Consider the following 8,468-nt stretch of genomic DNA (forward strand, 5'->3'; position numbering starts at 1 on the left):
TACGCGCTCCGCCGCGCCTGACCGCTGGCAGCGTCGCGCAGGCGGCGCGCCTTGACGAGCCGCACGGCCAGCCGGCTGTGGGGATCCCGCGGCTCGGGGCAGGCCGCGATCCACCGCTCCAGGACCTCGACCTCGGCGACGTAGTCCTGCCGCCGCCGATGGATCACCGCTGCCCGATGGGCGTACACCGGCGTCGGCGCGGCCCGCGCCGCCCACGCCTCCCGCTCGGCGGCAGCCATGCACTCGAGGAGCAGCTCGAGCCCGGCATCGTCCTTGCCTCGTGCGCGCAGCCGGTCCAGGGTCGCCACCCAGTGACCGTGGTGGCGACCCCGGACCGCGTCCGCGCGGTCGAGCTCGTGCAGCGCGGGCATGCCTAACGCGTCACCCGCAGCGTCACGGTGCGGGTCACCGGGTCGACGGTCGGGCTGCCCGTGTACGAGACGCTCAGGCTGTACGACCGCGCGCCCAGTCTCGGCAGCGTGACCGTCGCGCGGCCGGTCGAGTCGAGCGTCACGGTGCGACGGACATAGACCTTGCCGTCGGACCGGACTCGGATCGTCGCGCGACCAGCGACCGGTGTCGTCGGGCTGGCCAGCACGGCCACCTTGATCTTCGCCTGCGATGTCCTCGTGATCCGCGACGGGATCGTCAGCGACACCTTCGACGACGCCTTGGTCACCGTCAGCGTCACGACGTCGTCCGACGCGCGATACTCCGCGTCACCGTCGTAGCGGACCGTGAGCTCATGCGTCCCGACCGAGCCGAGGTCGGCGGTGTTGACGGTCATCGTGGTGCGACCGTCGACCAGCGCGCCGCTGCCGACGAGGGTGTCCCCGGAGAGCACGCGGACGGCGCCGGTCGGCGTCGGACCGGACCCGTTGACCTTGGCCGTGACCGTGACGCTCGAGCCGTAGCGGGCCTTGGTCGCCGACAGCGTCGCCACCGTCACCGAGTCGTGCAGGCCCTGCCCGACGGCGGGCACGGTCACGGTGTTCGGCTCCTCGACGTGGCCGGCCTTGTCGACCGCGCGGAGCTGCACGATCGTCTCGCCCGAACCGACGGCGACCGAAGCGCCCGCGACCCACTCCCCCGACGTTCCGATCCTCGACTCGACGCGGGCCACGCCCGACGTCTCGTCGGCGGCGACGATGCTGACGGTACGCGCGGCGATGTCGACCGTGCCCTTGCTGATCGGCGCCGCGGTGTCGATCCTGAGGTCGAGCGTCTGCACCGGCGAGACGTTGCCGCTCGCGTCGGTGGCCCTCGCACGTACGGAGTGCTCGCCCTCCCCGGTGACCGGCACCGTGACCTCCACGCCGTCGACGGGCACCCACGGGCCTTCGTCGACGGACGTCTCGACCTTGGCGACCGCGCGGTCGTCGAAGCCCGCCGCCGTGACGTTGACCGGTGCGGACGTCCACCAGCCGGCCTCGCCGTCGGGGTTGACCGGGTCGGTCGACAGGGTGACGCTCGGGTCGAGCGCGTCGGTCACCGTGACGGTCACCTTGGCGCGGATCGTCGAACCCGGAGCGACGTCACCCTCGACCTCGAACGTGCCCAGGTCCGCGTACTGCGCGGGGTCGACATCGTCCCAGTCGACGGTCTTCTGCTGCGTCGAGCCGTCGGCGTAGTGGACCGTGGCCTGCTCAGGCAGCACCGGCGCCGTGCCGGCCTTGGTGGTCGCCGTCAACGGGTCGACCGACTCGACGAGCAGGTCCGGCTGCAGGTTGAGTCGCATCCGGTCGAGCTCTTCCTGCGTGACCGGCAGCACCGTGCCGTGCCTCGGGCTGCTCGGCAGGTCCGCGTCGGGCACCGACTTCCAGTCCGCCGACGCGATGTCGTGCGTCTCGAACGCCATGTAACCCTGGCCGCCGTGATAGCTCGGCTGATCGATGAACATGATCCAGTGGTCCGGGTCGTCGTTGTCGCGGAAGACCGTCGGACCCTCACCGCCACTGAACGTGCCGCCCCACGGGTTGGGCTGGCCGACGCCGACCTTCTCCTTGACGAGCTGCCAGCCCGGGGTGGAGGTCGTGGTCGGCAGCGTGCCGCTGACCGTGGCGCGGAGGTCGGTCGACTTCTCCTGGCGCGGGGTCATCGACGCCTCGTCCTTGATGACGCGGTAGAACGTGTCGCCGTCCTGCACCACGGTCGCGTCGATCATGCCGCGCCCGGTGCCGCGCTTGACGTCGACCCACGGCTTCGGGTCGCTGAACGTCACGAAGTCGCGCGTCGTGGCGTACACCATCTGCTGGTACGACGTGTTGATGTCGCGGCCGGCCGTCTCGGTCGTCGGGTAGAGCGCGGTCGCCCAGTAGACGACGTACTCGCCGGTGTTCTCGTCGTAGAACGACTCCGGCGCCCACGTGTTGCCGGCGAAGTCCGACGACACCTTGACGTGCCGCTGATCGGACCAGTTCACGAGGTCAGTGGACTCCCACACCTCGAGGTACTTGCTGCCGGTCTCCTGCGCCTCGCCGAAGTCGACGGCGGGGTACGCCTTGAGATCGGTCGCGAGCAGGTAGAACCGGTCACCCTCGTGCGAGCGGATGATGAACGGGTCGCGCAGGCCCTTCGTGCCGAACTGTGACGAGAGGACGGGCTTGCCGTCGTTCAGCTCGTCGTAGTCGAGCGGGTCGTCGCCCTTGCTGCTCGCCAGGTAGATCTTCTCGCCGTCGTCCGTGCTCTCGCCGGCGAAGTAGGCGAACGCGTACGCCTCGAAGTCGAGCGCTGCCGGAGCCGGCTTGACCGTCACGGCGAACTCGCGGGTGTCGGTCGTGCTGTTGAGCGAGCCGGTGGCGGTGAGCGTGAGCTCGACCGGGTCGGCGCCGTGTGCAGGCCGGGTCACCTCGCCGGTCGGGGTCACGACGTCGGGGTTGGACGACGCCCAGCTGAACGCCGTCGCCGACGATCCCTTGGTCGGCAGCGTCAGGTTCCCGCGTACGTCGTCGGGGTGCACCAGCTCGATCGCGTCGAGCGCAGCCCGGACCTTGCCGGCGTCGTCGAGCTCGTCCTCGAGCACCGTGACCTGGAACTCCTTCGTCGTGCTCACGGCACCGTGGGTGATGGTCGCCGTGAGGGTGACAGCCGCGTCGCCGGAGCCGTGCGCCGGCCGGGTGACGGCGCCCGCAGCGCTGACTGTGGCCGGCGCTGACGAGGCCCAGGTGATCGTCGAGCCGGCCGAGCCCTTCAGCGGCAGCGTCAGGTTGCCGGTGACGGCCGAGGTGTCGCCCAAGGTCAGGGCGGCCTTGTCGGCGTCGGTTGCCGCGGTCGACGTCTTGGCGGACAGCGTCGCCGCGTCCGCCTCGTCGAGCGCGCGGTCGTAGATCCGGAAGTCGCGAATCGAGCCCTTGAAGGAGCGGTCGTCCGCGTATGCCGAACGGCCGATGAAGTTGCGGTTCGAGGTTCCGTCCGGCTCACCGATCTGCGACGGCTTGGCGGTGATGTTGGAATTCGTCGCGACGAGCACGCCGTCCTCGTACAGCTTGCTGGTGCCGGGCGACTCCGGCGTGCCGCCGTCGATCGTCAGCGTGACGTGTTTCCACACGCCGGCGCTCAGCCCACCGGCGCGGGATGCGCTCTGCTCCGTCGCGAAGCCGCCCGACGCCATGGTGCCGCGATAGAAGCCGCCCGAGTCCTTGCCGGTCACGAACAGGTAGCCCGTTCCGTTGGGCCAGGCCGCCACGTTGCCCAGGTTGAACATGAAGTAGTTCCCGGTCAGCGTCGGGTCGACCAACACGTCGAAGTCGACGCTCACGTCGTCGAGGCCGGACAACAGGTTGTTGGGCAGCGCGATCGCGTTGCCGCTGCCGTTCGTACCGCCGCCGAACGTGAAGCCGTCGCCGGCGTTCCACGATGCCGTGCCGGCGACCGTGCCATTGCGCCCGTTGCCCGACGAGTCGACCGCGGTGGTGCCGCTGGTCTCGTCGAGCTTGTACCAGGCGACGAGCCCGGTTGACACGTCGCTGGCCGAGGCCGGCACCGCCGCGAGACCTGCCGCCGTCACGGCGGCGCTCAACGCAGCCGCGATGAAGCCCCGCGACACCTTGGTGATCTTCATGGAACGCCCCTTGCTGGTGGTGGTGATCACGGCTGCCTACTTCACTCGGAGATACATGGACGCGGCGGACGAGCCGAGGACGGTCGGCGAGCCGGAGTACTTCACCCGGAGGGTGTAGGTGTCTCGCCTCGACAGGCGCGGCAGCGTGATGCTGGCCCGGCCCGTCGAGCTGACCCGCACAGTGCGTTCCGTGACGAGCTTGCCGTTGCGGTAGACCCGTACTGTCGCGGTGCCTGCGAGTGGCGTCGACGGACTCGCCGAGACCAGCACCGACATCCTGGCGTTCTGCGACCTCGTGATGGTCGTCGCCGAGATCGACGCCTTCGTGCGCGAGGTCGCCTTGGACACCGTGATGCCTGCGGAGTCCTCGGAGGCGGCGAACTCGGCGTTGCCGGCGTACCGGGCGACGAGCGTCTTGGTGCCGACGCCGATCGTGACTGCCTTCAGGCTGAGGGTCAGCTGCCCGTTGGCCAGCACGCCGGACCCGAGCAGCGTCGAGCCGGACAGGATCGACACCTCCCCGGTCGGGATGCCGCTGGTGGCCTTCACCCGCACGGTCGCCGTCACCTTGTCGCCGACCTTGACCGCCGTGCTGGACAGCGTGAACGCCGTGACGGTTGCCGCGAGCGGCTGGCCCTTGGCGGGCACGATGCTCGTGTTGGGCACCTCGACGTTGCCGAGCCGGTCGACGGCGCGGAACTCGACGGTCGTCTCCTCGTCACCGACCGTCAGGGGTTCCGTGTACGTCGACCACTCCCCGGCGCCGACCCGGTACTCGATGCGGTCGAGGCCTGCGCCGGAGTCCGCCGCCGTGATCGTGACGGTGCGGGCCTCGGCGTCGACGACGGCCTTGGAGACCGGCGCAGTCGCGTCGATCGTGAACGTCACCGGCCGGATCTCCCCGACGTTGCCGGACGAGTCGACCGCGCGTACGGCCACGGTGTGCACGCCATTGCCGGCCACCTCGAATGATGCGCTCGCGCCGTCCTTCGAGGCGAATGCGCCACCGTCGACGGACACCTCGAGGTGATCGACCGCGCGGTCGTCGGTCGCCTCGACGTTGACCGTCACCGGATCGGCGTAGTTGCCGCGCGAGCTGTCGCCCGCGAGCTCGAGGCTCGACACGACCGGCGCCTCGGCGTCGACGGTCTCCATACGGAGGAACGTGACCGACGAGGCCGGGAACTCGTACGTGAACGAGTCCGAGAGCCCGCTCCGCGTCGTCGTTACCGGGACGACCTTGGTCGGGTTGGACTTGGAGTTCATGTCCGACAGCGACGACGCGGTCAGCTGTGTGACCGTGCCGGCGCCCTTGACCCCGACGTCTGAGATGTCGACGGCCGTGCGGACCGGCTTGGTCGAGGTGTTGACGACCTTGGCGACCAGGTCTCCGGACAACTTGTCGCGGGTCACGACCTGGAACAGCTTCTCGGTCGAGGCCGACTCGTCGTACGTCATCTGCAGCTCACCGTCGAGGTAGAGCGAGATCGTGTGCCCCTCGACGACGATCTTGACGCGGTACGTCTGGCCGGTCGTGAGGCTCTTGCCCTCCAGTGCCTTGACCTCGCTGGCGGCTCCGCCGGACGCCTTCTGCAGCACCGATCGGGTGTTGCCCCAGCCGCCGATGTTCCACCAGTAGAAGTCGTTCGTGGCCTTCGCGCCGAAGCCGACGAGGAAGCCCTCGGCGCCGGCCTGCTTGGTGGCGTCGAGCTCCAGCGTGTAGTTGCTCCAGTCCTTGGAGTACGCGCCCGTGACGATGCTGCGCGCGTCGTTGACCGAGGTCGACGACTGGACGTACTTGCCGCCGGTCGCGGCCCAGGTGCCCGACTGCGGCGACCACTTGGACGCGTCGTCGAACGTGTCCGAGAACAGCGTGTCCCCGGTCTCGTTGGACTTCACGGTGAGGTTGTCATACTCCGCCGCGGTGCTCCAGGTCGACAGGAAGACACCACCGGAGATGTCCTCGGGCTGGTTGACCGCGCCGTCGAACGAGCTCGGCACGACCTCGTCGCCGACGTTGTTGCCGAACATCTTCTGGACTTCCCAGTTGGCCGACGCCCATGACTCGTCGTTGTCGAACCAGATCGCGTCCGGCGTCCACTGCACGTTGGACTCGTTGGCCAGCAGGGGCGCGTACGACGCCAACCGCACGACGTCAGCGTTGCGCTGCAGGGCCGTCATGTACGACGCCTCCGACAGCGCGTTCGCGAACGTGTTGCCGCGCGACGCGTACTCACCGAGGAAGACCTTGGGTCCGTTGCGGTCGTACGTGTCGTAGCGGTGGTTGTTGGCCAGGAACCAGCTCGGGTCGCGGTAGTAGTGCTCGTCGACCATGTCGACCTTCTGCTCCCGGTTGAAGTCCCACAGGGTGTCGAAGCGCGCGCCGGACGAGTCGGGTCCGGAGTTGGAGATGATCTGCATGTCCGGGTACTTCGCCTTGACCGCGTCGCGGAACGCCGGGAAGTTGGCCTCGAACGTCGTGGTGTTCTCCTCGTTGCCCAGGCCGATCATCTTCATGTCGAACGGCTCGGGGTGCCCGAGCGCGGCGCGCTTGGCGCCCCACTCGGTGTCCGTGCCGCCGTTGGCGAACTCGATCAGGTCGACCGTGTCGTCGACCCAGCGGGCGATCTGGTCGGGGTCGTGCATCTCGGCCAGGCCGGCACCGCCGCAGCCGTTGGCGCCGACCGACAGCACCGGGAGCGGCTCGGCGCCGAGGTCCTCGGCAAGCTCGAAGTACTCCAGGTAGCCGATGCCGTACGACTGGTTGTAGCCCCAGAAGTTCCAGTTCGTCGGGCGCTCCTCGATCGGACCGATCGTTTCCTTCCACTGGTACGTCCGCTTGCGGTCGGTGTAGTTGCTCTCCTCGTACGACCTGAACGTGCCGACGTTCGTGACGCAGCCGCCCGGGAAGCGCACGAACGAGGGCTTCATGTCGGCGACCTTCTCGGCGAGGTCCTTGCGGAGCACGGACTTGCCGTTGACCGGGCCGACCCAGCGGTCCTCGGGCACGAACGAGACCATGTCGAGCCGGATCGTCGAGGCGGCGCCGGCGAGCACGGCGTACCGGCCCGCATCGGTCGTCTCGGTGGCCGTGACCTCGACGTCGTACTTCTTCCACGTGTCGCTTCCGTCGATCGCGATCTTCGTGGTCGCGGCGACCGCCGTGTTGTCGTTGTCCTCCACGCGCAGGGTCAGGTCCTGCGCAGTCGTGCTGCGGGCCCAGACCGACGCGGTGTAGGTCGCGTCCTTCTTGACCGCCACCCCGTTGTTGAAGCTGGTGTTGCGCACGCCGTCGCCCGCCGCGGCGGCGTCGAGCTTGAGGTAGTTGCGGTTCATCGAGTTGAGCCGCTCGCCGTCGTTGACGACGGTTGCGGTCGAGCCGCTGCCGCTGCGGTTCAGCGTCTGCCAGCCGGTGAGGCCGTTGAACCCGCTGCGGTCGGAGGAGTTGAACTCGAACGAGCGGTTGCGGACCAGCTCGGCATAGATGCCACCGTCGGCGGCGTAGTTGATGTCCTCGAAGAAGATGCCGAACATCGTGTCGCTGATGGACGCACCCTTGCCGTCGCCGTCGATCAGCAGCGACGCGGTGTTGTCGTCGACCTCGGTGAGCGTGAAGCGCGCGGCGTCCTGCCGGTCGCCCATCGTGATCGCACCGTTGTCACCCTCGGTCGCGTACGAGGCGCCGTCGGAAGCCTTGCGGATGAAGAGCTTCCCGCCGCCGGCGTCCGTGAGCCGCAGAGCGGTCGGGTCGGAGCCCTCGGCTCCGAGCGTCAGACGGTTGTCGGCGATGACGACGGGCCGGCCGTTGTCCTTGGTGCGAATGGCGACGGCTCCGTCGCCGGCCGCTTCGGCGGTCAGCCGCAGGCTCGCCGTCGGAGGCGTGTCGGTCAGCACCAGGTCGGTGCCGTCGCTGACCAGGTAGGGGTGGTCGCCGACGCTCTTCAAGGCGAACGTCGTGGCGGGCACGATGTCGGCGCCCTGCGCGGCGTCGACCGAGAAGTAGTCGAAGCTGGCCGCGAGCTCGGTGCCGTCCTGGGCGCCGAGCGCGTAGAGGCCGACCTGGGTCGTGTCGAACGAGACGTCGACGGAGCCTGCGGTCACCCACGCGTCGGTCTCGTCGTTCCAGTAGCTCGTCGTGATGGCGCCGCCCACGCGCTGCAGCCGGAGGGTCGCCGAGGTCGCACCCGGGCGGTCCGTGAAGGACGCCGCACGGAACGAGGCTCCGGTTTCGATGTCGTTCTCGATCGCGATGCCGGACGGCGAGAGACTCCCGACGAACGTCAGACCGGAGCGTACGTAGTTGTCGATGTCCTTCCACGCGATCAGGCCGGCACCCTGGAACACCTTGGCGACCGGCGCGGAGACCTTGGTGACCGCGGTGAAGTCGCCGGCCGGGATGTCGACCATG

3 protein-coding genes are annotated in these 8,468 nt (G+C 69.1%); all 3 read right to left on the reverse strand.

The annotated features are described in order from the left end of the window. On the reverse strand, positions 1 to 371 hold a 371-nt coding region (locus tag V6M46_RS12030), incomplete at its 3' end, for a hypothetical protein (protein ID WP_332665285.1). A gap of 2 nt (positions 372 to 373) precedes the next feature. After that, the gene (locus V6M46_RS12035; RefSeq protein ID WP_332665288.1) at positions 374 to 4,060 is read right to left on the reverse strand and encodes an immunoglobulin-like domain-containing protein; all 3,687 of its coding nucleotides are present in this window, start codon (positions 4,058 to 4,060) and stop codon (positions 374 to 376) included. Between the two features lie 36 nt (positions 4,061 to 4,096). Next, positions 4,097 to 8,468, reverse strand: a 4,372-nt coding sequence (locus V6M46_RS12040; RefSeq protein ID WP_332665289.1) for an alpha-L-arabinofuranosidase C-terminal domain-containing protein, incomplete at its 5' end; no start/stop codon positions are given.

The organism is Aeromicrobium sp. (genome assembly GCF_036676885.1).
Taxonomy (GTDB): domain Bacteria; phylum Actinomycetota; class Actinomycetes; order Propionibacteriales; family Nocardioidaceae; genus Aeromicrobium.

Bases quoted from the DNA above. Each gene is read 5' to 3' on its own strand.
- V6M46_RS12035 (WP_332665288.1), bottom strand. From the start codon at position 4,060: ATGAAGATCACCAAGGTGTCGCGGGGCTTCATCGCGGCTGCGTTGAGC.